The following is a 23,491-nucleotide window of genomic DNA, read 5'->3' on the forward strand; positions in this document are numbered from 1 at the left end:
AATAGAACGGAATCTGGCTTTTATTAACACGACCGGACGTTACTCGACATATGCTCTCAAAATGTTGCCGATGATTTCATTCCAGCCAGTCGCAAAGTTCTCGCGTCTGAAATCTTTCAAATCGGGAAAGGTTTCAAGACCTTCGTGTGTCAGTTTGATTTTGGTTTGATCTCCCTCGGGCAGAAGTTCAAACGTTACGATAGAATTTCCGGGATAGCCATCATATCGCCAGCTGTACGCCAGTTTTTGCTCATGTTCAACTGCCGTAACTTTACAGAGATGACGAAATTTTACCCCTTCGTTTTCTCCGTAAAACTCAAATTCAAACCCAACTACCGCTTCGAATGTTGCGATATCAAAATACCACTGTTTCATTTTTGCGTTGTCGGTTATGGCCTGCCATACTTTCCCGACCAGCGCATGGTAGGTTCTTTCAACGACCAGGGGTACTGTTTGCTCTATTTTCATTTTTATCCCAAAATTCAGATAAAGTGTTCCTGCATAAATCTTTGGTTTGCCGACAATTACGGCTGCACGATGTCTATTTTTGCCGAAGTTGAGATACCTCCCGGGTTAATTCCCGGCTCGGCCTCCGGAATGGGAATACCCAGTTTTTCGTAATACGTAATCCAGACAGGAAAGAACTGATTACTGCCGGGCTGCTTAAAGGTCATTGGTTCAAGCACAAAAAAGTCATTTCCACCATTCGCTCGTTTAAAAGCATCATAGATCAGCTCGGAGCAGTAATATTTTTTATTGTTGTATAAAAACTCGTCGTCATACGGAACGCCTTTTTCTGCGAGCGCATAGTTAACAGCCCTGGCAGCGACACCGGCGTATTGTTTTTTTACCCTCCCCACGAGCATGGGATTGGTGGTCCGGTCCGTGAATTTTTTTAAAGGGGTAAGCTGAACTTCCGTTCCGATGGCTTCGATGATAAAAACGCCGTCATTTTGCACCGAAACAAGACCGATATGCGAAAAATGTTTACCGCCATAACTTTTTGTAACCTGCTCAATGGCATCGCATAACGGCCCGCAGTCGAGGTCCTGGAAAATGAAATCTCCGGTTTTGAGCTTAATGCCGGCCGGGATCTGTGCCTGTGAATGTATGGACGAAAAGATAATGAGCCATACGAAGATCAGAGTGTTTTTCACTTTATGAAACTGTAAAATGTTGATTTTAATAAGTTTATTTGACGAACAGCTTAATGCCATTCGTTGATTTTAAAACGATCTGCGGATATATGCCCACGTGATGAGACGGATCAATCGCAAAGTCAAATCGTTTGATGAGTGACGCCAGAATCAGCTGCATTTCCATCATGGCAAATTGCTGACCGATACACAGGCGAGGGCCGGCGCCGAAAGGTAGGTAATTAAATTTGGCCCGGTTTTTTACATTTTCAACACTGAAATTTTCCGGGTCAAAAATAAGCGGGTTTTGCCAGATGTTAGGGTTCCTGTGCAGTTCATAAATGGACATAAACACGGACATTCCCTTGGGAATGATTTGTCCATCGACCTCATCCACATCCAAAGATTCCCGGGTCATGGTCCAGGCGGGTGGGTAAAGTCGCATGCCTTCTTCGATAACCTGACGGGTGTAGGAAAGTTTTAACAGCTGGTCGAAAGTCGGGACCGTATCAAAAATTTCGGCTTCCTTACGTATGCGGGCGACAATCTCAGGTTGTCTGGCCAGCTCCAATAACAGCCAGCTGAGGCCGGTGGCAGACGTTTCATGACCGGCCGCAAACATGGTGATCGCCTCGTCACGAATCTGCTGATCGTTCATCTGCGCGCCCGTTTCTTCATCGAGGCTGTCCAGCAATAGTTGAAGCAAATCGTTGGGTTTTTCAACCATACCATGACGCTGATGTATGAATTCAAAAACCAGCTTGTTAAAGTAAGCCAGGTCTGTTTTGAAACGCGATCGTTCTCCATTCACCAGCATCAGAGGGATCCGGTAAGGTCTGCGCACCCGGGTGACAAGATAACGCTGGGTCCTGTTGACCTGGTGGTAGATTTGCATTTTGTCTTCATTGGAAATATTGCCAAACAGCGTCTTTAATGCGATATCGGCGGTAATGCCCATCATTTTGGCATCGATATCAATGGCTTTCTTTCCTCGGAAAATTTCCATTTCCTCCAAAAAGTCCGTCGTGATTTGCCCCATCGTAACGAATAGCTCCTGCAACCTTTCACGGTGAAAAGCCGGCTGCACAAGTCGCCGCTGACGAAGCCAGAAATCTCCCTCACTGGTGACCAGGCCGTTTCCAAGAACCGGATTCAGCATTTTTGATGAGCTTCCCTTTTTATAGTTTTTGTTATTTGTTACCAAAACCTGTTTGAAAAAGGCAGGGTCGCGACTGACGGCAAATTCCCTGAACAGCTTCAATCTAAAAGTATCGCCACAGGCATCAAAACCTCTTCTGATTGCCAGCAGCGGATCTTTTGCAAAAATAAAGGGCGCCTGGATGTTGAACCTGGCAATTTTAAATTCAGGGATATTCGACATGAGCAATGTTTTATTTCAGTGCGCTTTTGTTTATGAACCAATTGAAAAATTTCAAATGGCCGGGAATGCCGTCCGACGGTTTTTCACCGTCGGACGGCTAAACAAATTCTCAGGTAAAATAATGAAAAGAAATGCTCACTCCGACAAATTCCTGATTAAATTGTCTGCGAAAACAATTGTGATTGAAAATGAAAAAAGAATGGAGTGAAGAAGAATTGAAAGAAGTGGCCCGACAACTGGGTAATCCTGATGGTGCCAATGGCGTGAAAACCGGTGAGCGCATGAACCTCAGCAATGCAAATATGATTAATCGTGGTGTTGAATCACTGGATATAAAAACAGGTGAAACGATTTTGGAAATCGGGCCTGGCAACGGCTCTCACGTCGGTTCCATTATCGGGGTGGCGGAAAAGGTTATTTACCATGGTATCGATATTTCCGAAACCATGATATTAGAAGCCAATAAGTCAAATGAGGATTTGGTGGCGAGCGGAAAAGCCATTTTTACTTTATCCGATGGTAATAAACTGGATTTTCAGGATGATTTTTTTGACAAGATATTTACAGTCAATACCGTGTATTTCTGGCAGGATCCTGTTGCTTATGCGAAGGAGATTTTCAGAGTTCTGAAACCCGGTGGCGTTTTTAGCCTGGTGTTTTCTGACAAAAGTTTCATGGAACAGTTGCCTTTTACAAAATTTGGTTTTCAGTTGTATGACAAAAATCTGGCTGAAACACTTTTGAAGCAGTCAGGGTTTTCAGTGAGTGAAACGATAGAAGAAATTGAGACGACACAGAGCAATTTAGGTGAATTTGTGGATCGCCCGATTGTAATCATGCGCGCGACAAAGTAAGTTTCGGCGGGAACCTGACAGAGAAATTATGGCAGATACGGATAAAATTAAGCTTTACAATACGCGCGCCTTCACCAGCAAATTTATGCAGCCGGAGGAATTAAAGACCATTGCGAAGATAGAAACCGATAATTTTTTTGTGACCAGACTGGAAGAAATGTATAAACTGGTGACACGTCCCGTGCCGGCTTCCCGATCTACAATCCACAATTGTCTGTACGTTACGGAGGGCGAAGCGGTGATGAAAATTGGCAGCGAGCAATATACGGCGGCAAAAGATGAAATGCTTTTTGTTCCGGCAGGGCAGGTGTTTTCTTTTCAAACCGGTGATGTAAATAAGGGTTATATCACCGGTTTTCACAACGATTTTTTGCTTGGCAAATTTGCTAAAAATGATCTTTGGAAGGAATTTGAATTTCTGAGGGTTTGGGGAAATCCGCACATAAAACTGGATGTCAAAACTTCCGGCTTTGTGCTGAACCTCTTTCAGCGGCTGTTGTTCGAGTACACCCATCATGGTTTAAAAAACCAACTGATCTATCAGACCTATCTGCATGCGCTTTTCTGTGAAGTACAAAGCGTTTACGAGCCGTTATCAGGCAGCAATCAGTTTGCCGCGGTGCACATCACGAACCGTTTTAAGGAATTGATTTTTTCAAATATCAAAGCCAGACACCTGGTTTCCGATTATGCGTCACTGCTCCATATTTCACCCAATCATCTGAATAAAACCGTTAAGACGATTACCGGGAAATCTCCGACCAAGTGGATTGACGAAGCGATTATCTCGGAGGCTAAGGTATTGTTGTGTCAGTCAGCCCTGTCGATCAGCGAAGTATCTATGGAAGTTGGTTTCGAAGATCAGTCGTATTTTACCCGATTATTCAAAAAATATGAAACTGTGACACCCAGTGAATTCCGGAAGGGGATTGAAATATCCTAAAAGTACCCTCGTCTGTCCTAACGCAAAACATCATTAAGGATGACCTTTGTCAGGTAAAATTTAAATGTGCATGTATCCCTATTTGTTATTTTTTCATTCGCTTTTCAGGTGGTTAGTCCTGATCAGTCTTTTGTATGCGTTGTTCTGTGGAGTCCGTGGCTGGTTTGGAAAACGTGCGTTCAGTAAAACTGATGATACCGTCCGTCACATTACCGCGACGATATCCCATATCCAGCTCACGATCGGATATGTGTTGTATTTCAACAGCCCGATCATCGCTTATTTTCGGACAAATTATCATGAGGCGGTCAAACAGATTGATTTCAGGTTTTTCGGGATGATACACATTATCCTGATGACGATTGCCATTTTCGTTATCACCATCGGATCGTCAGTGGCAAAACGCAAGCAGACCGACGCGGCCAAGTTTCAAACCATGACCTTATTTTTTGGTATTGCCCTTTTAATCATATTCATGGCTATTCCCTGGCCGTTTTCACCTTTGGCCAACAGACCTCTTTTCAGATCTTTTTAACATGATGAAATTTTTTAAAACAAAAATCGGGAGGCTGCGTCTGGTGGCCTTACTGGAAGGATTATCGCTGATTGTTTTGGTTGGTGTGGCAGTGCCGTTGAAATACGCTTATCATGATCCGTCGCTTGTTAAAACCATGGGACCGGTTCATGGTATATTGTTTCTGTTGTTTGTAATCAACACACTGAGCGTCGGTTTGGAGTACAAATGGAAATTCGAAGAGACCACCTGGAAGGTTTTATTGGCTTGTCTGATACCATTTGGAACGTTTTATGTCGATTATACCATTCTAAGTAAAATAGCGGAGCGCGGCAAGTGATTTTTGTAGTGGTTGTCTGTGCTAAAAAGAAAATCGCCATTCTAACCATATCGTAACTGACGCGTGAAGTATAACTTAAATTGGCTTGTTGAACGTTTTGAACTTGAAGATCGTCTCAAATTTGTATTTTTCTGGGGGCATCAGCCCGACCGCAACGGTATTATCACATCGTCGTGTTTCAGTCAGTGGTGGGTAGCACCTTTCGTTGTGGATGGCATAATTTATAAGACGGCTGAACACTGGATGATGGCTCAAAAGGCTTTGCTATTTGATAATCACGATATTTTCGAGAAAATTGTCGGTGACAAATCTCCTGCCGAAGCCAAAGAACTGGGCAGGCTGGTCCGTGATTTTGACGAAAATATCTGGTTGGAAAAACGCTTTGAAATCGTTGTCGAAGGTTCCATGCACAAGTTTGGCCAGCATCCTGATCTGAAAAGGTTTCTGATCAATACGAATGACCGGATCCTGGTGGAGGCTAGTCCCGTGGATACGATCTGGGGCATAGGGTTGGCGGCTGCCGATGAAAAAACGAAAAACCCGAACCAATGGAACGGGCTTAATCTCTTGGGTTTTGCCTTGATGGAAACACGTGATAACTTTTTAAAAAACAGATAAGTTCTTATCTGTTGCGTCTCTTACTTCTTCTTCCAGAGATTTGGTAGTAATTTGTCGTGCAGTAAAAGTCGCCAGGTACCCCAGTCGTGTGCGCCATCGCCGCCGATGAAATATTCATGTTTGATACCATGTTTTTTAAGCGTTTCATGCGTGGATGCCGAACGCTTTCCTACGAAATCAATTTCACCGCTGCCCAGGCCGATCAATAAGTAGTCAACCTTATCTTTCACTTTTGGGTCATTGAAGAAAGCCGCATTCATTTTTTCGGTTCCAAGATCGCCGGCACTGAGGATCCCGAATGAACTGAAAAGGTCGAGATCGTTCATGCCGACCATCTGTGTGTGACGCCCACCCATGGATAACCCGGCGATGGCCCGGCCTTTGCGATCGGTTATGGTGTTGTAATTCTTGTCAACAAAAGGGACGATTTGCCCCCGGAGTTCTTTTTCAAACAACACATATGTTTTTTCCAAATGTTTGGGGTCGCTCCGGTGCAGTACCTGATTGTTAGGCATCGCAATAATCATCGGAACCATTTTCCCCTCGGCAAGGAGGTTGTCAGCGATAAAGTTGGCACGGCCATCGAGGCTCCACCCCGACGCTAGTTCACCACTGCCACCTAACAAATACAACACCGGGTATTTCTTCCTGCTATCGTATCCGGGAGGCGTGTACACGAACATTTCGCGTTCTCCATTCAGCACATCGGAGTGATAAATATGCCTCACGACATTTCCGTGAGCAACTTTACGCGCGTCGTAATAAGCCGGTGCACTGCCATGAACGACCACACTGCTGTATCCTGGCTGATTCGAGGAGCCGGTAATCGTGTTGTTCGGATCGACGACCGGCACGCCATCCAGTAACAAACGATAAACATAAATATTGGGTTTTACCGGTCCAACGGTTAAAGTCCATAAACCATCATCCCCTTTTTTGAACGGGACGGGATCTTTTACACCCAGTGCCAGCAAAATTGGGCCGCCGGTCAGACGGACATCATGCGCATCGGGCGCTTTCAAACGGAACGTAATGGTCTGGTCATCGCGCACCTCGGGAGAAACCACATTACCACCATAAGGCACCAGGTTTTCTGTGTTTTTCTGCGGGTTCCAGTCCAGGTTTACATTGGCCTGCTGTGCCACAGACAGCGAAGTCGCTGCAAAAAACAGGAACGACGAAATCGAAAAATTCTGGATGTGCGACATATTCTGAAAGGATAAAATTCGATGCTGAAAATGCTGGGAACTGGATCTGTTATGCTGATAAAAGCCCGTACTTGTCCTGCAAATACTCAACATAGCGATGATAAATTTCAGAATAAAGCAGGCAGCTTATCAGAAAAGACAGCGGGATGTCAGGGAAATCGTAAAATATTATATTTTTGACTATACGAAAACCGATGTTCAGATGCTCTTGAATTTTCCGGCAAAATATAAACGGACATTAGGATACGGCGTTTCGCTGGCTGCACTGCTGTTTTTGCTGAAATGGCTTGAACTTCGGTTTATCATCATCGATCATGCTTTTGAAATTTATGCCGGGGCGATAGCGGTAATTTTTACGGCTTTGGGTATATGGCTGGCGCACAAGCTAAGCAAGCCTGAAATGAAAACCATTGTTGTGGAAAAGCAGATTTTCGTTGAACAAAACCCGGCATTCGTGCTTAATGAAACCGAATTTGAAAAACTGGGAATAAGCAAACGGGAACTGGAAGTGCTCCAACTCATTGCAGACGGATTAAGTAATCAGGAGATCGCCTCGCAACTGTTCGTTTCGTTGAATACGGTGAAGACCCACTCCTCTAATCTTTTTTACAAAATGGAGGTCAAAAGCAGGACGCAGGCCATCGACAAGGCCAAGAGGCTGAAAATCATTGCCTGATTTATGGTCATACTTTCAGGTGAAAACCGGGGAAGTTTGCAAAATCACCCAAAAGTATGAGTGGAAACCGTGGGTTAACGTTCACCTTTGCTTCATGTCAAATCAAAAACTACTCCTGAAATGAAAAGAATTGTTCTTGTTTGCGGATTTATTGCAGGTGCGATTGTCACCGCGATGATGCTGGCCTCTACGATCCATTGTTACACCACGAAGAACTTTGAAGGGAGTATGCTTCTTGGGTATGCGACCATGGTTCTGGCTTTTTCAATGATCTTTGTCGGTGTGAAAAACTTCAGGGATAAATATAACCAGGGACATGTCACGTTTGGGACTGCTTTTAAAATAGGTCTTTACATTACACTGGTAGCCTCAACCATGTATGTAGTCGCTTGGTTGTTTGAATATTACCTCTTTGTCCCGGATTTTATGGACAAATATTCCAGTCACATGATTGATCAAATCCGACTGAATGGCGGCACGCAGGAAGAAATCAAAGAAGAAACCGAGAAAATGGCAGGCTGGATTGATATGTACAAAAACCCATTGGTGGTGGTGGTGATGTCCTATTCGGAAATCGTGCCGGTCGGGGTGGTTGTGTCGCTCATCAGTGCTTTTGTTTTGAAGCGAAAGGCGGCAGAGGTTTTCTGAGTAAGATATAGTTAAAAGTTTCTGTTTTTTACCGGTCCGACAGCCGGAAGAGCCGTCGGACCGGGCGTCCCGTCGGATGGCTTTTTCGGCCATCCGACGGGTAAAAAACATGCTGCGGTTGCTACCCCCTAAACCTCATGGATGAAAGATACGGTCAGAAATACCCGTGATTGCGGGGCGGTGATAACTTCCAAAACGGTCGCAAAATGCCCTTTCCAGTGATTCGCGATGATCGGGGTGAGCGATGCTGATCAGCGCACGAGCCCGTTGTTTCAGACTTTTGCCAAACAAATCCACGACGCCAAATTCTGTGACAACCCAGTGAATATGTCCTCTGGTTGTGACAACGCCGGCACCTTCCCGCAAAAATGGAACAATCCGAGAAGCGCCGGCCGACGTAACGGATGGCAATGCAATAATCGGTTTCCCGCCCTGCGAAAGTGAAGCCCCGTGAATAAAATCCATTTGCCCGCCAATGCCGGAGTATTGATAGGTACCGAGGGAATCGGCGCAAACCTGGCCTGTTAAATCAACTTCCAAAGCAGAGTTGATCGCAGTAACTTTTGGATTTTGACGGATAATGCTCGTGTCGTTGACATATCCGATATCCATTACCCGAATAGCCGGATTGTCGTTGACAAAATCATACAATTTCTTCGTGCCTACCATAAAAGAAGTGACCGATTTTCCACGGTTCAGCTTTTTTAAACTGTTGTCGATCACACCGCTTTCAATGAGCGGGATAACGCCGTCGGACAACATTTCGGTATGTAATCCCAGGTGTTTGTGATGTTTCAGATTTTTAAGGACCTGGTCAGGAATCCCGCCTATACCTACCTGCAACGTGGCGCCATCTTCGATAAGCGAAGCAATATTTTCACCGATCTGAACAGTCGCAATTTTTACGTTGAGGGCATAATCAACCTCCGGCAGACTGTCGTCGCACCAAACCATCGCATTGATTTTGCTGCTATGAACAAAACCGTCACCATGCGTTCTTGGCATATTCGGATTTACGAGGGCAATGATGAATTTGGCTGTGTCAACAACCGAACGGGCAATATCCACTGACGTGCCAAGCGAACAAAAACCATGGGCATCCGGTGGGGATACCTGTATTAATGCTACATCAACAGGCATGTTCCCGCTTTTGATAAGCTGAGGAATCTGGCTCAGAAAAATCGGAACGTAGTCGCCGTAGTCGCTATTGACCACGGAACGCGTATTAGCTGAAACAAAGAGCGAGTTAAAAAAGAAACTGTTATGGTGCGCAGGATTATTAAAATCCAGGTCACCAAGCGTCGTGATGCTGATAAACTCAACATTTTTAAGTTCCCAATGTCTGCGTTGAAGCGCTTTTACCAGGCGGACCGGCGTTGCCGCGCTTCCATGGATAAATACGCGATTTCCTGATTTGATATGTTTGACAGCTTCGTCGGCTGTGATGTAAACTGGCGTGTTCATATAAGTATTCGTTAAGTGGACTTTTATCCAATCCTCTGCTATTTTTTTTACAGGATGAAAAAAATGATGATGTAAAATTCCCCTTTTCATGTGAAGCTGATTATGACTTTGATATGCTCAAATTATGACGATAATCAGCTAATTATCAGTAAATAACTAATAGTTATTTAGCTTTTTTGTCAGCATAGTATTGGCTTTAAGGATGTTGTACTTCAAGTATCTTTAAAGATACTTAATAAATGTCGTTGCAACATTTCATCACTTTCGGACGTATTAATTGCATAGCGCCCAATAATTACTAGTGAGATACGCTCGGCGGTCGGTTTTTAATGTAGAATTCGGGGGTGGATTTTGTCAATATCATCTATAATTCCCCGAAGAAATATTTGACATACCTGAGAACGATATCGATAAAAATTCATGAAAATATGGTTATTCAATTCTGTGGTTTATCCGGAGTTGGTAAAACAACTTTGGCCACCCAAACCAAAATGCAGCTGAACCTGAGAGGAATTGCTGTGGAGATTATCGACGGCGACGTTTACCGGAGCAAGTTATGTAAGGATCTCGGTTTTTCGAAGGCAGACAGACAGGAAAATATACGCAGACTGGGTTTCATTGCGAGCCGTTTTTCAAGCTACGGTATGATTGCCATCATGAGTGTGATCAATCCTTATGAGGAAACCCGTCGAGAACTCGTCAATTCCTATCCCGACGTTAAAACGGTCCATCTCGACTGCCCTGTTGAAACGCTCTATAAAAGGGATACGAAGGGTTTGTATAAAAGAACGCTTCTGCCCGAGGGCGACCCTCAGAAACTTCATAACCTTAGCGGAGTGAACGACCAGTTCGAAAATCCGCAAAGTCCTGATTTATATATCAATACTGAGTCTAAAACGATCGAGGAATGCACGGAAAGCCTATGCGGCTTCATTTTGGCTCAGCTTAGCGTGAGCGACCCGTTGCAACCAATTCCGAAAGACAATATTATCCTAAACTCATAATTTATGCAGAATAAAACGCTGATTATTGCCGGAATGCATCGGTCCGGCACTTCGTTAATTACGCAATGGTTATACCGTTGCGGCCTTCATGTAGGAGAAAATCTGCTGGGATCCGGTATCGGCAATGAAGACGGACATTATGAAGATCTGGAATTTTACAATTTCCAGGTCCAGGCGCTGCGGAATATGCAGCTGCACGACTCAGGAATTATTGACCACCCGGTAGACTCACTAAGCGTGGAGGAAAAAGAAAAACTTCGGGAGATCATTGTACGCAGGAATAAGGCGGTCGGGGAGTGGGGATGGAAGGATCCGAGAACCTGCCTGTTTTTAAAAGAATATCGGGAACTGATTCCGGAAGCCTATTATCTGGTTGTTTTTCGGGATTGGAAAACAACGGTAAGTTCGTTGATCAGCCGGACTTATAAAGTGGATTTTAAGGATCAGGAAATTGTAAAAAAAGGTTTGTTTAAAGAATTGAGAAAAAGGCGGACTTACAACAAGCGGATCAAACAGCTTTGTGCCGATCACGCGTCCCATTTTGTCAAGGTCTGGACTTTTTATAACCAGGAGATATTAAGCTGTATTTCAGGTATTAACGAAGAAAATTATACCATTATCAATTTTGGCCGTTTGCTGAAATCGGACCAGGCGCTGTTTACAAAACTTAAAGATGGCTGGCAATTTGCGCTGGACTACTTTGCTTTCAAAGACATTTACAAACCGGGGTTGCTGAGCAAACAGATTGATTTTGGCCGGTTTATAGACAAAAAACTGATCGAGGAAGCCAACCGGCTTGAAAGGATCCTGGAACAAAAAGCGACCGCAAACTTCCGTTATCCGTTGGCGGAACAGGCCTGAAAATGGCCGGATGAGCCATAAATAAGTAAAAGGATGCGCAGCTTTGAAAAGTACACGCATCCTTTTGCACTAATTTTCTTCCTTATATAAGATCATCCTGGCATGGTAGAGAATGCCGTCGATAAACTTTCCGTCGGCAATGAAACCGGTGTCATCCTTGTAATCAATATGATTTCCGGTGATTTTATAACTTCCCCGGTAAGCGCTTTTTCTGTGCCAACGGGATTCGTCATAACGACCGCCAGGCAGGATTTTGTGCCGGATGTGGCCGTCTTTGGTTACCCACGTCCCGAGATAAAACGGTTCGTTTGCCATTTTTCTGTGTTGGTTATGCAGTTTGGAAAGAGTAAATAAAACAGGTGATCAGGTATCGAAGTCTGTCGCGGTGGCGAGTGTCTTCCAGCTTTCAAGATCTTGTTGAATGACATCGATTTTCATGGCGGCAAGGTCGTAGGCATCCTGTCCGAGGAAAAGATGTACAGGAACCTCGGTTTGAGCAGCGACTTCTATCAAAACCGCAACCCCTTTTTCAGGATCTCCTGCCTGGTTGCCATTGATGTCGTTCGCATGCGCTTGCTGGCTCGCTCTCGCATCTTCATACGCAGCAATGGAATAGGCAGGGCCGATCATTGACTCCTTGGTCAGAAAACTGGTTCTGAAATAACCCGGATAAACGACCGTTGCACTGATTCCAAACGATTTTGCCTCTGCTGCCAGCGCCTCGGTGAATCCGGCGACAGCAAATTTGGTAGCACAATAAATTCCCCACCCGGCGAAATTGGCGGTATAACCTCCAATCGATGAAATGTTGAAAATTTTGCCGGACCGTTGTGCTCTCAGATAGGGCATGACCTGGCGGATCACATTCAGAGATCCGAAAACATTGATATCGAAATTCTGGCGGGACTCTTTGTCGGTTAATTCTTCCAGTGTTCCGAAATGACCATAACCCGCGTTATTTACAACTACGTCCAGTTTGCCGAATGCTTCAAGGGCTTTCAGGATGGCGAGTTTGACGCTTTCTTCGTCGGTCAGGGTTACTTCAAGCGGCAGGAAATTCTCGCTTGCTGAAATGCCAACAGCTCCCGTCAGCGCATTTACTGTTCTTGATGTTGCAGCCACTTTATGCCCGGCTGCCAATAATTGCTGTGTGAGGGTCAAACCAAGACCTTTGGAAGCTCCCGTCACAAACCATACTTGTTGATTGTCCATTTTTTGTTCATTTAGTTTTGTAGAACAAAGGTATGGCGGATTTGAGCGGGCGTTATTGCATCAAACAAACGGATGATTGCGAAATTCAAACAATCAAATTATATGCGAGGTTACAAAGAGGAAAGTACAGCAAAAACCTAAGCCGAGCGAAATGCCGTGGGAGTTGTTTCTGTTTGTTTTTTAAAGAAGTTGTTGAAATGAGCAGCCTCCTCAAATCCGAGGCAATAACTTATTTCGGCGATATTCCAGTTGGAATGTTTCAGTAAAGCTTTTGCTTCGCTGGTAATGCGTTCTGCAATATGGTGCGACGTGGTTTTGCCGGTTGTAGTCTTCAAAGCACGGTTAAGATGATTGACGTGAATCGATAACTTCTCTGCAAAATCCTGAGCCGAGCGCATGGTAAAACGCTGCGAAGGAGATTCGATCGGGAACTGCCGTTCCAGTAATTCCGCAAATATCGATGCAATACGCGTGTTGGCATCCGTATGCTGATAGAGCGTTTCTGTCGCTTCCATTTTCAGCGCATAATGCACCAGTTCTGTGACATAATTTCTGATCAGGTCATATTTGAAACGATAATCAGAATTCAGCTCATCGATCATTTTTTGAAAAATCTGGCTGACGTGTTTGTCCTGCTCCGTGCTTAGCGAATAGGAGGGTTTATTTCCCGGCATAAACATGGGCAGGTCGCCGATGCCGCCGCGTAGTTTTTCCGTAAAAAAGAACTCTTTGAAAATACAGAAGAAGCCTGTGTTATCGTCGGAGTCATCTTTCGCATGGAGTGTGTACGGGACCTGCGGGTTGAAAAAAATCAGCGTGCTCCCTTTGGTTTCAATACTTTTATCCGCATAATGATAAATATTGCTTCCTCTGACCAAACTGATCTTGTAAAAATCGCGCCGGCTGTATTTTGCCGGTGTGCCGTTCTTTCCTACGCAATCTTCGATCCGGAAAACATTAAATTGCCCGGGTTCCTGTTGCAGGTTGACTGGTAAATTCTTGTTGTTATAAAATTCCTGGATTGTCTCTACGTTCGATTTCATGATTCAAATGGCTAGTTTAATTCCTGATCAGTCTCTTTCGTGGTTTAGGAAAGGGTAGTGTTCAGGTGATGTCACGATACAAATTTAGCAGTCCGGTTGTCATTTTAATTACAAAAAACAAACGGATGATTGCAAAATTCAAACAATTATCTGCTGCGTTGGTGGTACCTGTGATCTAATGGGAGCAAGAAATCACTGAAACTGCTTTACTGATTTTTGTTCCAGGATGTTTACGTTATGCAAACATTACTTTTTGGCTGTCTGAAAATGGAGACAAAACTTTTCCTATTGATTACCTTTGCAGCATGGATTATTTTAAAAAGCTGCTTGAATTACTCAAAATAGAACGGGAAGAAGACCGACAGTCTTATCTCAAACTTACAGAATCAAGTTCGGTTTCAGAGCGCAGGGCCAACGGCCTGGCCTGGTATCCGATTGCCATAAGAGGCTCAGAAATGAGCAGAGGAGATTATTTGACGGTTGAAGTCGAGAGGACGACCCATCAGGATATTTCGCATCAGCTGCGGTTTGGTATGCCGGCTGTGCTTTTTTCAAATCATGAACCCAAAAAGGACAGGGTAGAGGGGACGATAACGCATCAGAGCGGAAACCGTTTGAAAATTACTTTACGGACGGATGAATTACCCGACTGGTCCAGAGATGGAAAATTGGGTATTGACCTGCTTTTCGACGACAACAGTTACGACGAAATGCAAAATGCGCTTAAAACAGCGGGTAATCTGGATGAAAAGGATGCCGAAGGGCGCCTGGTCAAAATCCTCACAGGTGAAAAAGAACCGACTTTTAAGCAGGATGTACCTTTTTATAACGCCCCGAAATTAAATGATTCGCAACGGATAGCCGTAAATAAAATATTAATGGCCAATGAGCTGGCTATTGTCCACGGCCCGCCAGGTACCGGAAAAACCACCACACTGGTGGAAGCGATCAAAGCGCTGATCAAACAGGATAATAAACAGATTCTCGTGGTGGCACCCAGTAACACGGCCGTTGATTTGCTGAGTGAAAAGCTGTCAGATCAGGGATTAAATGTGTTGCGGGTTGGAAATCCGGCCCGTGTTTCGGAGCGTCTCATGTCTTTGACACTGGATAGTAAAATGACCGGGCACGCCAGTATGAAGGAAATCAAGACCCTGAAAAAGCAGGCGAATGAGTTCAAAAATATGGCGCATAAGTATAAGCGGAATTTCGGGAAGTCGGAACGTGATCAGCGGAAAGCGTTGTTCGACGAGGCACACAGAATTATGAAAGACGTGGGCAAAGCGGAGCAGTATATCATTGATGACCTTGTTTCGAAAGCGCAGGTGATTACGGCAACGTTGGTCGGGTCAAATCATTACACCGTCAGAAATCTGAAATTCAACACCGTCGTGATCGACGAGGCTGGGCAAGCGCTTGAACCGGCTTGCTGGATCCCGATACTGAAATCACAAAAGGTAGTGCTGGCCGGAGATCACTGCCAGTTGTCGCCAACGATCAAATCCAGTGAGGCTGCCAGGAAGGGGTTGGCCAATACGTTGCTCGAAAAATGTGCATCCATGCATCCGGAAGCGGTGGTATTACTCGAAGAACAATACCGTATGAACGAGGCCATTATGGGTTATTCATCGAAAGTGTTTTATGAAAACAAACTTCGCGCGCACCGTTCGGTGGCGGGCCATTTGTTGTTTCCCGGAGACTCGCCGCTAGCTTTCATCGATACGTCGGGCTGTGGTTTTGACGAAAAGCTGGAAGGCACAAGCTCAACCAACCCCGAAGAGGCGGCATTCCTTTTCAGGCATCTGAACTATCTGGCGGCTGAGCTGACCGACAATAAGGAGGTAGGTTTCAGTACGGATAATTTTCCGTCCATTGCGGTTATCTCTCCGTACAAACAGCAGATTCACATTCTTAAAGAGCAGCTGGCACATTCACCGGCGCTTCAAAAGTACGGTGACAAAATTTCGGTTAATACCATTGATAGTTTTCAGGGGCAGGAACGGGATATTGTTTACATCAGTATGACCCGAAGTAACACAGAAGGCGAAATCGGGTTTTTGTCTGATATCCGAAGAATGAACGTGGCGATGACAAGGGCCAGGAAAAAACTGGTGGTGATCGGCGATAGCGGCACGCTTTCACAGCTGCCGTTTTATTCAGATTTTGTGGCCTATGCGGAAGCGCTGAATGCCTACCAGAGTGCCTGGGAGTTTGCTGATATATAATTAGAATGACGATCCGCAGTGCTGAAATACTGCGGATCGTTTTTTAGACAACCTCTGCCTGAAAATAACTGGACTCCTCTTTGATTTTCTTCGCAAAAATACCGAGCAGATACGTGGATAAAGTACCGGCAAGCACGCTGATTTCCCGGTTTTGGTCCTTTTGCTTCACCGCTATTCCTGTTAATGCCGTAATGAGGGTAATTAAATAGTACGGATCATTCAGGCGGTTTGAAACGGCAGCTCCAATCCCTGTTGTAACCGGTAGGAGGCCCAACGCCCATTTTTTCGCTTCGTCCGGCTCCCGGGCATAACCAGCCTCCTGAACGAGTGTAGTAGCACTGACAGCGGTGGCAGCAGTAAGCCAGCCTGTATACAAACTGATAAATTTCCGTAAAATGTGTTCAGCTCCTTTCACGTCGGTCTGACCAATTTCCAGCGCCCGGTGAAGACCGATCGCGGCTGGCAGCATGCTGATGGTCGTAATCGCTGCACCGATACGACTCTTTTTATCTGATTTAGCAAAAAAGTATCCGAAAATGGCGGTTGACAAATAATTAAGCCGTAACCAGGATTGTGCCTTGTGATATCTAGGGTTTTGCAGTTGTGACGGCATGGCCTGATGAATGGCCAAAGCAACGGTGCCCACATAAATCGCAGACCACACAATGCCGAAAGTCGCGTTTGCAGGCGTAACCAGATTTCGGTCAACTTTATCCTGTCGCTTTTTATCGAGTGGCGTTTTCAACGTGTTTTTGCGGGGACGGCTGAAAAAATAGGTACCGATAATACCGCCGATCACAATGGCGGCCGTCGTATATCTTCCAAAACGATTGACTTTCATTTTTTTCCTTTTTAATTTGATTGATGAATCAAAAAAAGGTACTTGATGTACCTTTTTGTCCTGGGAAAAATATAAAATTATTGTGCCAAAATAATCTAAACAAGGTCATCGACCGGATGTACCCTTTTTTCTGTACAACAGGTCCATACCAGCAGGTTGGCATGATTGACCACATCGGCCGTGATACTTTGCTTGTACATATCCTTCGGATCCCTGTTCCCGTGCGTGGCCATCAGAATCATATCCGAATTCATTTCACGGGCGAATTGCAGAATACCCTGTCTGACATCGTCGGTATTTCTCACACTCATCGTATAATTGCTTAATTGATAATGGGATGCGTATGCTTCCAGAGCCGTCTGTACTTCGCTTTCCTCTTGCTCTTCGTCTGTATTGATGCGCAACAGATGCAGTCTCGCACGGAACATTTCCTGTATGGCTTTGATCTTTTCAACGACATCTTTTTGATTTAGTTTAAGATTGGTCGGAAAAACAATATTGTGAACCGACCTCATCGTTGTTTTTTTCTTGACCGCAAAAACGGGAACCGGTGAGGTCCGGACAATTTTTTCAACATTGGATCCCATGAAAAACTCATTCCAGCCTCTCGAACCATGCGTTCCCATCACAACAATATCGATCTGGTTCTTTTCAATCACTTCAAGCACGATGGGGGTAATCTGACCATGCCGTACCAGGTGACTTACTGCCACCGACGGATGGTTATCGCTCTTCATAAAGTGGACAAATTTCTGTTTCTGAGCCTCGGTTGACAACGCAATTTCCTCAGTATCAACCGGCATTCCTGGGTCCGGGTTTTGTAAAACAGTCAAAAGCAAAATTTCGGCGTTGTTAACTCTCGCCAGCTCCGTGGCAAACTGTATGGCCATTTCTGCATATGCGGAAAAATTACATGGCACCAGTATTTTTTTCATAACATTCTATTTTAAGGGCATTTCAATGAATCAGATTTACGAAATATTTGTCGGAATTCATTCAAGGTATCCGACTTTATTAACGACCATCTGAGACGAAAATTCATAAAGTCTGGGAACTCCGGTCGCCAGGTTTATATCAGAAATTTCATCGTGACCAATATTTTCAAGATACATCATAAGCGCACGTAAACTATTCCCATGCGCGACAATGAGGATGTTTTTGCCGGCAGCGAGCTTGGGTTTAATTTCTTTTTCAAAATAGGGGACAACGCGGTCGTAGGTATCTTTCAGGCTTTCGCCGTGAGGAGGAATGATGTCATAACTCCGGCGCCAGGAAAGCACCTGCGCCTCCCCGTATTTTTTTGTCATTTCCAACTTATCCAGTCCTTGCAGATCCCCATAACTCCGTTCATTCAGCGCAGGCGTTTTCGTGACAGGCAGAGACGGCTGATTAATGGTTCTCAAAATAATGTTGAGCGTGTGAATTGCTCTTTTAAGTACCGAAGTATAGGCTTCGTTTAACGGGTAATGCCGGATCAGCGCTCCTGCTTTTGTTGCTTCAACGATCCCTTCGTCGGTTAACTCGATGTCTGTGCTGCCTGTAAAGCGGTTTTCTAAATTATATTCAGACTGGCCGTGGCGAACAATAATCAAATTTGACATAATAAAAGAGGATATGTTACAGGTCTGAATGCTGATGAATCCGGGCTTTCAGGGTAACCGTGAGTTCCTGTTCATGCAACACCGCAGTTCCTTCAAAGGTTTTGTTTTAAAATCGGTATGGCGTGTTTATTTATTTTTCTGTTGTAAATCAGGGTTTTATTTTTAGTTTAAAGTTCGTGAAATACGGCTGGGAAACATATGACGATTGTCATAACTACCGGCAGTAATTATCATCATGTGAACGCTTTTTTGGGTTATGTTTAATGAATTGTAACATTTCTGTCAGTCTGTCTCGTCGGGTGCTAATTGACGATGTTGCGAACAAAGAATAACAGAAAGACCACATCGGAAAATCATTCCTATCCGTAGAATACCAATTTGCAAAATCCCGGAGGGATGAAATTATTGTAGAAAACAAATGCCCGACTCCGATCCAAACCCCATCGGGGTGGCAGATTTTGAGACCGGCGACTGAACAAGATGCAATTCCTATGTCACCCTTTCAGGGTTCAGATTTGGATCTTCGACGTCTTTCTACAATAAGTCCATCCCTTCGGGATTTTAGCTAGTGGATATTTTATGGACTGATTGTTTTCGATCTGGCTTATTCAATTGAAGGGGTAGTCAGCTCAAATTTTTATATCAGTTTGGCTTAGTGGCTGTGATGACTTTTCAGTAGAATACCCATAGCAAAGAAACAATCCCGGAGGGATGAAATTATTGTAGAAAACAAATGCCCGACTCCGATCAAACCCCCATCGGGGTGGCAGATTTTGAGACCGGCGACGGAACAAGATGCAATTCCTATGTCACCCTTTCAGGGTTCCGATATGGATCTTCGATGTCTTTTCTACAATAATGCCATCCCTCCGGGATTTTGGCTGGTGGATACTTTATGGACTGATTGTTTTCGATGTTTTCTACAATGATTCCACCCCTTCTGGATTTTGGTTAGCGGATATTTTATGGATTGATTGTTTTTGATCTGGCTTATTCAATTGAAGGGGTAGTCAACTCAAATTCTTGTATCAGTTTGGCTTATCAGTTGTGATGACTTTCAGTAGTGCCAATGGCAAAGAAACAATCCCGGAGGGATGGATTTATTGTAGAAAACAAATGCCCGACTCCGATCCAAACCCCATCGGGGTGGCAGATTTTGAGACCAGCGACTGAACAAGATGCAATTCCTATGTCACCCTTTCAGGGTTCCGATCTGGTTCTTCGATGTCTTTTCTACAATAAATCGATCCCTTCGGGATTTTGGGTAGCGGGTATTTTATGGACTGATTGTTTTTGATCTGGCTTATTCAATTGAGGGGGTAGTCAACTCAAATTCTTGTATCAGTTTGACTTATCGGTTGTGATGACTTTTCAGTAGTGCCAATAGCCAAGAAACAATCCCGGAGGGATGATATTATTGTAGAAAACAAATGCCCGACTCCGATCAAAACCCCATCGGGGTGGCAGATTTTGAGACCGGCAACGGAACGAGATGCAAAACCTATGTCACGCTTTCAGGGTTCAGATTTGGATCTTCGACGTCTTTCTACAATAAGTCCATCCCTTCGGGATTTTGGCTAATGGATATTTTATGGACTGATTGTTTTCGATGTTTTCTACAATGATTCCACCCCTTCGGGATTTTAGCTAGTGGATATTTTATGGACTGATTGTTTTCGATGTTTTCTACAATGATTTCACCCCTTCGGGATTTTGGCTAGTGGATACTTTATGGAATTGATTGTTCTCTATGTTTTCTATAATAATTTCATTTCTCCGGGATTTTGGTTTATTCCCGATTTGGCTTATTCAATTAAGGAAGTGGACAACTCAAATTCCTCCAATTGTTATGTTTTACAGATTGTAATCCGGAATTTCAATCACAACCTTGCCTTTGGCTGTTTTGTTTTTTAAAGACTCGTATGCATCTTCAACCGAATCCATAGAAAAGCGGCGTGGATCAACCAGAGGAATCAGCTTGCCTTCTTCCGCCATTTTGCTCGCCGCTTCCAGAATTTTACCATGATGGGCGCGACCTTTACCTGTCAGTAAGGGGAGAAGCGTGAAAACCCCTGAATACGTAGCGGCTCGAAAGGACAGCGGAGCCAATGCATGGGTACCCCAGCCTAGAATACTCACCACATGACCGTCATACACTTTCGCGGCCTGAAAGGACTGGTCCAGTGTTTCACCTCCAATGGTATCAAGAATCACATCAAATCCTTCGCCGTTGGTAAGTTCGTCAACATATTGTGTGACGGTTTTGGTTGTGTAATCGATCGGTGTGGCACCCAGGGAGCGGATATAGTCATGTTTCAGTGGAGAATCAGTGGTAAACACTTTTGCTCCGCTGGCCAACGCAATCTGTACGGCAATATGCCCGACTCCGCCGGCACCGCCATGAATTAGTACCTTTTGCCCCGCCTTTATATGTGCTTTGTCCACGAGTGCTTCCCATGCGGTTATGAAAATTAACGGTAGCGCTGCGGCCTCACGCATGTCAAAATTTCGGGGTTTGATTGCTAGCAAATCGGCGTCTGCCGCAACGTATTCTGCGAGTGATCCCTGGTTTCCGCCAATACCGCCAATCATTCCGTAGACTTCGTCACCAGGGCTGAATTTAGAAACACCTTCTCCGACGGCCTCCACAATTCCTGCCATGTCGATACCGGGAATTTTATGAAGCGGTTGTTGGGCATGTCCGGCCTGGCCGGCTTTTATTTTGAGATCGAGAGGATTTACTCCGCTGGCCTTAACGCGCACCAAAACCTCTCCATTCCCCGGTATAGGCTTATCCGTTGTAACGACTTTAAGGGGCGTGTTGTAAGCTTCTAAAATGATTGCTTTCATGATTATTAATTGAAACAGGTGATTTTTTGATTAGTTATCCGTAAATTCTATGAGAATTTGTTCCGTATTTGTTTTGCAAAATTGTACAACATATTGTCGTGTAATGGAGTAAAAGTTTTCGTTTTTGGGGTAACTAAATAGCAGCACCGGATAATCTCCTGGCCGTTGGTGGGAAATATCGTTTCCAGTTAGTAACTGGCTAGTTTTTGCGTAAAATAATTTCTATCATTACATTTCTTCACTTCCTAACACTTACATTATGAGAAAACTATATCTGTTTTTATTCCTCGCTGCTCTGTCTGTATCCTGCTCGAAGGACAAAGAAGCAGAGCCGGCAATTGTTTTGAGCGATAGCGATTTGAAGCTGCACTACGACGATACCCATCAGTTTGCCTTAACAAAAGGTACCGAGGCGGTTGGTGCCACCACTTTTAAATGGACATCCAGCGATACAATCGTTGGGAAAGTGGACCAGAACGGTAAGTTTACCGGACGGCGCATAGGAACCACCACCATCAAGGCTGCCTCCACGGATGGCAAAACAACACTTCAGTCGAAAGTTACCGTTGACCCTTATAGCACTTTGTGTGTGGAACCGGTTACGGATTTTAAGGCAAACCAGGCGGCTGTAAAAGCGAAAGAAAAGCGGACTGTGTTGCAGGAAGACACAGCCACCATTGTTTACAAGGCGGAGAATGCAAAGTTGAGAGGCGTGGCATACGGGTTTAGAAAAAATGCACTAATCCAGTCAGCACTTATTTTTACAGAAACCAAGCCTGTTCTTGACGAAGCCGCTCTTTTCTTAGCAGAAAGATATGAAGAGTTAGGTGAAGAGGACGGATTCTATTTTTACACCGATAACAAAGTTGTGGTCGTAGTGACAGATGACGAAACCATAGGTTTTGTTGCTTTGTATAATCCTTATCCGGCTGGCGGCTTACGAACTTCCGTCCCACTCATTCAGACGATGAAGGCGTCGGCGAAAATTCAATTACAATCGATCAAAGCAAATTTCAAAGGTTTTTAACCACTGGAACAAAAGTTGTATATAAATAAATCAGGCGGGAAAAGGTGTGTAAACATCAGATCTGCCTGATTTTTTTGTATTAAACTTTTGAATCTATGGTGCAGATAATTGCCGAGAAAAAGGAACATCCGTTTGAGTGGCTGGATATTACCGATCCTGATCCCGAAGAGGTTCACACGATCGCAAAAAAATACAAACTGCATGAATCGTCTGTCAATGACTGTCTTCAGCCCGACCACCTTCCAAAATATGAAACTGTGGGCAGTGACGGTGATATCTTTATTATTTTCAGACTGCATACGGCGGATGTTGTCGATCAGGCGGATACGGTCAGGGAGCTCACGGATAAGGTTTCGGTTTTTATTAAGGACGACAGAATTATAACCATTCATAAGAAACCCTGGCCGCAGGTTGAAAAGATCAGGGATGAGTACATTCACTCGGAAAACTGCAAGTCGGTGTACCATATTCTAAACGAAATTGTCAAAACGGGCTTGGCGACCTATGATGACCACGCCATGCGGTTAACCCGTGAAATTGAGTTTTATGAGACCAATATGTTTCTAAAAAATAGAAAACAATCCTTGCTCGAAGGATTATACTATCTAAAAAGGAAGGTGGATGTGACCCGTCGCATTCTCATTCTGACTTTTGAGATTGTGGATAAAATTGATAATGAACCGGGTAATACCTACACGCGGGATACGCGCGACCTGTACGTGAAACTTCACAATATTTACGATTCGCTTTTTGAGAACACCAACCACCTGATGACGATTTATTTCTCCTTGTCGTCACAAAGGACCAATGAAATTATCCGGGTGCTGACTATTTTCTCGGTATTTTTTATGCCGTTAACCTTCATTGTGGGTGTTTACGGGATGAATTTCGAATTCATGCCGGAGCTGAAAATGAGGCTGGGATATCCCGGTGTAATGGTGTTGATGGCCATTATCACAGGTTTTATCTACTACTGGTTCAGGAAAAAGGACTGGTTGTAATGCATTAAAGAAATAGCCCGTATTTTGTACCGTTGGATTACTCG

Annotated in this window: 24 protein-coding genes; 12 read left to right on the forward strand and 12 right to left on the reverse strand. The window is 44.4% G+C overall.

From position 1 onward, the window contains the following. Positions 1–39: 39 nt before the first annotated feature. The 3 genes from M1L62_RS12635 to M1L62_RS12645 are packed head-to-tail and all read right to left on the reverse strand — an operon-like array spanning position 40 to position 2,517. Complete coding sequence (locus tag M1L62_RS12635) at positions 40–468, reverse strand: SRPBCC family protein (RefSeq protein WP_254413418.1); 429 nt, start codon at positions 466–468, stop codon at positions 40–42. A gap of 56 nt (positions 469–524) precedes the next feature. After that, complete coding sequence (locus M1L62_RS12640; protein ID WP_254413419.1) at positions 525–1,157, reverse strand: YiiX/YebB-like N1pC/P60 family cysteine hydrolase; 633 nt, start codon at positions 1,155–1,157, stop codon at positions 525–527. A 34-nt stretch (positions 1,158–1,191) separates the two neighbouring features. Further along, the gene (locus M1L62_RS12645; protein ID WP_254413420.1) at positions 1,192–2,517 is read right to left on the reverse strand and encodes a cytochrome P450; all 1,326 of its coding nucleotides are present in this window, start codon (positions 2,515–2,517) and stop codon (positions 1,192–1,194) included. 188 nt (positions 2,518–2,705) lie between these two features. Between M1L62_RS12645 and M1L62_RS12650 the strand changes: the two genes are divergently transcribed. From M1L62_RS12650 to ybiA, 5 genes are all read left to right on the forward strand, one after another. After that, on the forward strand, positions 2,706–3,371 hold the full coding sequence (locus tag M1L62_RS12650; protein ID WP_254413421.1) for a class I SAM-dependent methyltransferase: 666 nt from the start codon (positions 2,706–2,708) through the stop codon (positions 3,369–3,371). A gap of 28 nt (positions 3,372–3,399) precedes the next feature. Continuing rightward, on the forward strand, positions 3,400–4,314 hold the full coding sequence (locus tag M1L62_RS12655; RefSeq protein WP_254413422.1) for an AraC family transcriptional regulator: 915 nt from the start codon (positions 3,400–3,402) through the stop codon (positions 4,312–4,314). 70 nt (positions 4,315–4,384) lie between these two features. Next, a complete protein-coding gene (locus tag M1L62_RS12660) occupies positions 4,385–4,849 on the forward strand; it encodes a hypothetical protein (RefSeq protein ID WP_254413423.1) in 465 nt (154 codons plus the stop codon). Between the two features lies 1 nt (position 4,850). After that, positions 4,851–5,168: a DUF3817 domain-containing protein gene (locus M1L62_RS12665; protein ID WP_254413424.1), complete on the forward strand. Its 318-nt coding sequence runs from the start codon at positions 4,851–4,853 to the stop codon at positions 5,166–5,168. 63 nt (positions 5,169–5,231) lie between these two features. After that, positions 5,232–5,786, forward strand: coding sequence for a riboflavin biosynthesis intermediates N-glycosidase (ybiA, locus tag M1L62_RS12670; RefSeq protein ID WP_254413425.1), 555 nt, complete (start codon positions 5,232–5,234; stop codon positions 5,784–5,786). A gap of 20 nt (positions 5,787–5,806) precedes the next feature. Here the strand turns inward: ybiA and M1L62_RS12675 are convergent, their stop codons facing one another. Beyond that, positions 5,807–6,994 carry an esterase gene (locus M1L62_RS12675; RefSeq protein WP_254413426.1) on the reverse strand — a complete coding sequence of 396 codons (1,188 nt, stop codon included), beginning with the start codon at positions 6,992–6,994 and terminating at the stop codon, positions 5,807–5,809. A 97-nt stretch (positions 6,995–7,091) separates the two neighbouring features. On the opposite strand from M1L62_RS12675, the gene M1L62_RS29520 reads away from it, so the two are divergent. Together M1L62_RS29520 and M1L62_RS12685 are read left to right on the forward strand one after the other, a co-directional pair. Continuing rightward, positions 7,092–7,670 (forward strand): helix-turn-helix transcriptional regulator, encoded by a 579-nt coding sequence (locus tag M1L62_RS29520; RefSeq protein WP_305882362.1) that lies wholly within the window; start codon positions 7,092–7,094, stop codon positions 7,668–7,670. A gap of 120 nt (positions 7,671–7,790) precedes the next feature. Further along, positions 7,791–8,318 (forward strand): DUF4199 domain-containing protein, encoded by a 528-nt coding sequence (locus M1L62_RS12685; protein WP_254413427.1) that lies wholly within the window; start codon positions 7,791–7,793, stop codon positions 8,316–8,318. Positions 8,319–8,453: 135 nt separating this feature from the next. Here the strand turns inward: M1L62_RS12685 and M1L62_RS12690 are convergent, their stop codons facing one another. Further along, on the reverse strand, positions 8,454–9,782 hold the full coding sequence (locus M1L62_RS12690; RefSeq protein WP_254413428.1) for an acetyl-CoA hydrolase/transferase family protein: 1,329 nt from the start codon (positions 9,780–9,782) through the stop codon (positions 8,454–8,456). Between the two features lie 344 nt (positions 9,783–10,126). Between M1L62_RS12690 and cysC the strand changes: the two genes are divergently transcribed. Both cysC and M1L62_RS12700 read left to right on the forward strand, forming a co-directional pair. After that, on the forward strand, positions 10,127–10,786 hold the full coding sequence (cysC, locus tag M1L62_RS12695) for an adenylyl-sulfate kinase (RefSeq protein WP_310589973.1): 660 nt from the start codon (positions 10,127–10,129) through the stop codon (positions 10,784–10,786). 3 nt (positions 10,787–10,789) lie between these two features. Beyond that, positions 10,790–11,647 (forward strand): sulfotransferase family protein, encoded by an 858-nt coding sequence (locus tag M1L62_RS12700; RefSeq protein ID WP_254413430.1) that lies wholly within the window; start codon positions 10,790–10,792, stop codon positions 11,645–11,647. 69 nt (positions 11,648–11,716) lie between these two features. On the opposite strand, the gene M1L62_RS12705 is transcribed toward M1L62_RS12700, so the two are convergent. From M1L62_RS12705 to M1L62_RS12715, 3 genes are all read right to left on the reverse strand, one after another. Further along, positions 11,717–11,962, reverse strand: coding sequence for an Atu4866 domain-containing protein (locus tag M1L62_RS12705; RefSeq protein ID WP_254413431.1), 246 nt, complete (start codon positions 11,960–11,962; stop codon positions 11,717–11,719). Positions 11,963–12,010: 48 nt separating this feature from the next. Further along, positions 12,011–12,859: an SDR family NAD(P)-dependent oxidoreductase gene (locus tag M1L62_RS12710; protein WP_254413432.1), complete on the reverse strand. Its 849-nt coding sequence runs from the start codon at positions 12,857–12,859 to the stop codon at positions 12,011–12,013. 137 nt (positions 12,860–12,996) lie between these two features. Next, a complete protein-coding gene (locus M1L62_RS12715; protein ID WP_254413433.1) occupies positions 12,997–13,902 on the reverse strand; it encodes a helix-turn-helix domain-containing protein in 906 nt (301 codons plus the stop codon). Between the two features lie 305 nt (positions 13,903–14,207). On the opposite strand from M1L62_RS12715, the gene M1L62_RS12720 reads away from it, so the two are divergent. Further along, on the forward strand, positions 14,208–16,127 hold the full coding sequence (locus tag M1L62_RS12720; RefSeq protein WP_254413434.1) for an IGHMBP2 family helicase: 1,920 nt from the start codon (positions 14,208–14,210) through the stop codon (positions 16,125–16,127). Between the two features lie 43 nt (positions 16,128–16,170). On the opposite strand, the gene M1L62_RS12725 is transcribed toward M1L62_RS12720, so the two are convergent. The 4 genes from M1L62_RS12725 to M1L62_RS12740 form a co-directional block, all read right to left on the reverse strand. Then, positions 16,171–16,968 (reverse strand): TspO-related membrane protein, encoded by a 798-nt coding sequence (locus M1L62_RS12725; protein WP_254413435.1) that lies wholly within the window; start codon positions 16,966–16,968, stop codon positions 16,171–16,173. A gap of 95 nt (positions 16,969–17,063) precedes the next feature. Then, positions 17,064–17,903, reverse strand: coding sequence for a universal stress protein (locus M1L62_RS12730; RefSeq protein ID WP_254413436.1), 840 nt, complete (start codon positions 17,901–17,903; stop codon positions 17,064–17,066). Between the two features lie 57 nt (positions 17,904–17,960). Continuing rightward, positions 17,961–18,569 (reverse strand): 2,3-bisphosphoglycerate-dependent phosphoglycerate mutase, encoded by a 609-nt coding sequence (locus M1L62_RS12735; protein WP_254413437.1) that lies wholly within the window; start codon positions 18,567–18,569, stop codon positions 17,961–17,963. Between the two features lie 1,854 nt (positions 18,570–20,423). Beyond that, on the reverse strand, positions 20,424–21,419 hold the full coding sequence (locus tag M1L62_RS12740; RefSeq protein ID WP_254413438.1) for a zinc-dependent alcohol dehydrogenase family protein: 996 nt from the start codon (positions 21,417–21,419) through the stop codon (positions 20,424–20,426). Between the two features lie 259 nt (positions 21,420–21,678). Here M1L62_RS12740 and M1L62_RS12745 point away from each other — a divergent pair, with 259 nt between their 5' ends. Then, complete coding sequence (locus M1L62_RS12745; RefSeq protein WP_254413439.1) at positions 21,679–22,446, forward strand: Ig-like domain-containing protein; 768 nt, start codon at positions 21,679–21,681, stop codon at positions 22,444–22,446. Between the two features lie 95 nt (positions 22,447–22,541). Further along, positions 22,542–23,447, forward strand: a complete 906-nt coding sequence (locus M1L62_RS12750; RefSeq protein WP_254413440.1) for a magnesium transporter CorA family protein — start codon at positions 22,542–22,544, stop codon at positions 23,445–23,447. The last annotated feature ends 44 nt before the right edge of the window (positions 23,448–23,491 follow it).

The sequence above is a fragment of the Dyadobacter diqingensis genome (assembly GCF_024220585.1).
Classification (GTDB): domain Bacteria; phylum Bacteroidota; class Bacteroidia; order Cytophagales; family Spirosomataceae; genus Dyadobacter; species Dyadobacter diqingensis.

Bases quoted from the DNA above. Each gene is read 5' to 3' on its own strand.
- M1L62_RS12635 (WP_254413418.1), bottom strand. From the start codon at position 468: ATGAAAATAGAGCAAACAGTACCCCTGGTCGTTGAAAGAACCTACCAT.
- M1L62_RS12645 (WP_254413420.1), bottom strand. From the start codon at position 2,517: ATGTCGAATATCCCTGAATTTAAAATTGCCAGGTTCAACATCCAGGCG.
- M1L62_RS12650 (WP_254413421.1), top strand. From the start codon at position 2,706: ATGAAAAAAGAATGGAGTGAAGAAGAATTGAAAGAAGTGGCCCGACAA.
- M1L62_RS12655 (WP_254413422.1), top strand. From the start codon at position 3,400: ATGGCAGATACGGATAAAATTAAGCTTTACAATACGCGCGCCTTCACC.
- M1L62_RS12660 (WP_254413423.1), top strand. From the start codon at position 4,385: ATGTATCCCTATTTGTTATTTTTTCATTCGCTTTTCAGGTGGTTAGTC.
- M1L62_RS12665 (WP_254413424.1), top strand. From the start codon at position 4,851: ATGATGAAATTTTTTAAAACAAAAATCGGGAGGCTGCGTCTGGTGGCC.
- M1L62_RS12675 (WP_254413426.1), bottom strand. From the start codon at position 6,994: ATGTCGCACATCCAGAATTTTTCGATTTCGTCGTTCCTGTTTTTTGCA.
- M1L62_RS29520 (WP_305882362.1), top strand. From the start codon at position 7,092: ATGATAAATTTCAGAATAAAGCAGGCAGCTTATCAGAAAAGACAGCGG.
- M1L62_RS12685 (WP_254413427.1), top strand. From the start codon at position 7,791: ATGAAAAGAATTGTTCTTGTTTGCGGATTTATTGCAGGTGCGATTGTC.
- M1L62_RS12690 (WP_254413428.1), bottom strand. From the start codon at position 9,782: ATGAACACGCCAGTTTACATCACAGCCGACGAAGCTGTCAAACATATC.
- M1L62_RS12700 (WP_254413430.1), top strand. From the start codon at position 10,790: ATGCAGAATAAAACGCTGATTATTGCCGGAATGCATCGGTCCGGCACT.
- M1L62_RS12705 (WP_254413431.1), bottom strand. From the start codon at position 11,962: ATGGCAAACGAACCGTTTTATCTCGGGACGTGGGTAACCAAAGACGGC.
- M1L62_RS12710 (WP_254413432.1), bottom strand. From the start codon at position 12,859: ATGGACAATCAACAAGTATGGTTTGTGACGGGAGCTTCCAAAGGTCTT.
- M1L62_RS12715 (WP_254413433.1), bottom strand. From the start codon at position 13,902: ATGAAATCGAACGTAGAGACAATCCAGGAATTTTATAACAACAAGAAT.
- M1L62_RS12720 (WP_254413434.1), top strand. From the start codon at position 14,208: ATGGATTATTTTAAAAAGCTGCTTGAATTACTCAAAATAGAACGGGAA.
- M1L62_RS12725 (WP_254413435.1), bottom strand. From the start codon at position 16,968: ATGAAAGTCAATCGTTTTGGAAGATATACGACGGCCGCCATTGTGATC.
- M1L62_RS12730 (WP_254413436.1), bottom strand. From the start codon at position 17,903: ATGAAAAAAATACTGGTGCCATGTAATTTTTCCGCATATGCAGAAATG.
- M1L62_RS12735 (WP_254413437.1), bottom strand. From the start codon at position 18,569: ATGTCAAATTTGATTATTGTTCGCCACGGCCAGTCTGAATATAATTTA.
- M1L62_RS12740 (WP_254413438.1), bottom strand. From the start codon at position 21,419: ATGAAAGCAATCATTTTAGAAGCTTACAACACGCCCCTTAAAGTCGTT.
- M1L62_RS12745 (WP_254413439.1), top strand. From the start codon at position 21,679: ATGAGAAAACTATATCTGTTTTTATTCCTCGCTGCTCTGTCTGTATCC.
- M1L62_RS12750 (WP_254413440.1), top strand. From the start codon at position 22,542: ATGGTGCAGATAATTGCCGAGAAAAAGGAACATCCGTTTGAGTGGCTG.